Genomic DNA, 2,339 nt, shown 5'->3' with positions numbered 1-2,339 from the left:
GAAAGAATTCTTGACTTGGAAAGCAAGATTCTCAGTTTCGATGCCGAGCGTAAGAAACTGGTTGAGGGTTCGCCTTGCCATCTGTGCGGTTCTACTGAGCATCCTTATGTGAGTCAATACGAAAATATAAGGCTAACTAAAAGTCAGGCACAGCTTGATGAACGGAAGAAAGGCCTGGAGACCTTAATGAAAGAGGAGAAGGCAATTGAGCTTTCAATGGTTGTCAATAAAACCAGGACGGAGTCGAATGCCAACCATTTAAAGACTTTGGTCGAACAGTTGAAGAAGACAGCCGAGGACTTTAAGTCTTTGAATGTAGATTTTAAGATTGAAGCGTCAGAAAATATTGGCAAGCACTTGGCTGACTTGGAAAAGCGAAGTGCTGAACTGAACGATAAGATTGCCGAAGGACAACGATTACAAAAGGATAAAGACCAGCAGGATACCGCATGTAAAAAACAAAGCGAGTTTGTAAATGAGCTGAAAACCAAGCAAGCTACCCTTTTGGAAAAACTGGGAAATATTGAACGTGAACTAAATCAAAGGCAGTCCGCGTTCGCGAAAATTAGTCAGGAAACAAAAGACTTGGAGACTCAGCTGATGGAAGATTTGTCTCAATACAAACTGGCTTTACCAAGTGTGGAAGATAGTGCTGCTTTTGTTCTGTCTATTGAAAAGGAGATCGCTACTTATCAGGCCAAAGCTAAGAAACAGATTGAGCTGATAAATCTGATGACTCAATTGGCTAATGATATTAAAAACAATCGGGAACAGTTTAAGGAAAAACAGAAAAACCAAGTCGCTCTTGAGAACGAGCAGAAAGAAACAGAAACGAAGTTACGAACTGTTTTAGACGAAAGAAAAGCTATCCTGCCTCTGGAGATTAGCATCCTTATCAAGAGAGAAGACTTACAAAAGGCAAAAGAAATTTCTAATAAAGCATTTGATCAAGCCTTGCAATTGCTGCAAGTATTAAATACAGAACAGGTCAGTAAAACAAAAGAGACTGAGAATTTACAGAGAGAACAAGCGAAATCAGTGACAAGTTTGAATGAAGAATTTTTAAGCTTCGAGAAAGCCATTGAAGCTAGTGATTTTGAATCGCGAGCATCTGTGGAGCAAGCTCTTTTGAGTTTGGAGGATAAGACAAGCTTTATGAAGATTGTGAAGGGCATGGAAGATCGAGGTTTGGAATTGAAAACCCTGGGGAATAGATTAAAAGAAGATTTCGACAAATTAGAGAAACTGAAAAGTTTTGAGGACTCTACTGATGAGGCTGATAAAAAACAAAAGAATATTGAGTCTGAGAAGAATAAACTGACGGAACGAACAGGAGAAATAAGACAGAAATTTGAATTGGATAGGCAGATTAAAGAGCGTAACCAAGCGGTGGCATTGGAGATTTCAAGGCAGGAGCAAGTCCTTAAGAAATGGGCCGATTTGATGAGCTTATTGGGTGGATCGAAACATGCTTTTAATACCTATGTGCAGCGTTTGACCCTTCATAACCTAATTCAGTTAGCCAATGTGCATTTGTTCAAGTTAAACAAGCGTTATTCTCTGAGATTGGATGCCTCCTATAAATCAGGTGAGGAGCTTTTCTTTAAGTTGATTGATCATTATCAGACCGATGAGGCTCGCTACGTAGATACTTCAAGTGGTGGTGAGAAGTTTATAATCAGTTTGGCCTTAGCCCTTGGATTATCAGATTTGGCTAGCAATAACGTCAGTATCGATTCCCTATTTATTGATGAGGGTTTTGGTACTTTGGATAGCCAAACCCTGGAGACAGTGATCTCCAGTTTAGAAACGCTGCAAGCTCAGGGTAAAATGATTGGAATAATTTCTCATGTTGAGAATTTGAAGGAGCGTATTCCTGCACAAATAAAAGTGCTGAAAAAGAGTAATGGTGTCAGTGAGGTTGAGTTAGTGTAATATTTTATGCGCATTACACAGAGACGCACGGCCGTGCGCCTGTACAGGGCCGTATTTAAATATGCAGTGGTTTCAGCTGCTGATAATTTTATAGATTCGCAAGCTTTGGATATTCCTAAATATAATAGAAGAAATCAATTCTGGCAAAGTAATTATCATGATCATATTATTCGTGATGAGAAAGAATATCATCGTATTGCTCAGTATATAATAGAAAATCCCAGAAAATGGGGTCAGAATAAATGTCAAAAATGAATATCTTAAGCCTCTATATGAAACGATAAGAGAAGCGATATGAAACAAGCATGAGAACTAAGCTTCGCACACAGTGAGATGATGATTCATGCGACTTCCATATGGCAAGAATTAAAATAATAATCATATGAAATTGATCTGTATATCGG

At 38.7% G+C, this 2,339-nt stretch carries 2 protein-coding genes; both read left to right on the top strand.

The genetic code is table 11. The features are described from left to right. Positions 1-1,935 (top strand): SbcC/MukB-like Walker B domain-containing protein (locus ABY905_RS16520; RefSeq protein ID WP_372645868.1); only part of this gene is annotated, 1,935 nt, incomplete at its 5' end. Positions 1,936-1,941: 6 nt separating this feature from the next. After that, positions 1,942-2,190: a hypothetical protein gene (locus ABY905_RS16515; protein WP_372645866.1), complete on the top strand. Its 249-nt coding sequence runs from the start codon at positions 1,942-1,944 to the stop codon at positions 2,188-2,190. Positions 2,191-2,339: the final 149 nt, after the last annotated feature.

The sequence above is a fragment of the Ancylomarina sp. genome (genome assembly GCF_041555295.1).
GTDB lineage: Bacteria > Bacteroidota > Bacteroidia > Bacteroidales > Marinifilaceae > Ancylomarina.
This window is presented reverse-complemented; position numbering and strand designations above follow the sequence as displayed.

Bases quoted from the DNA above. Each gene is read 5' to 3' on its own strand.
- ABY905_RS16515 (WP_372645866.1), top strand. From the start codon at position 1,942: ATGCGCATTACACAGAGACGCACGGCCGTGCGCCTGTACAGGGCCGTA.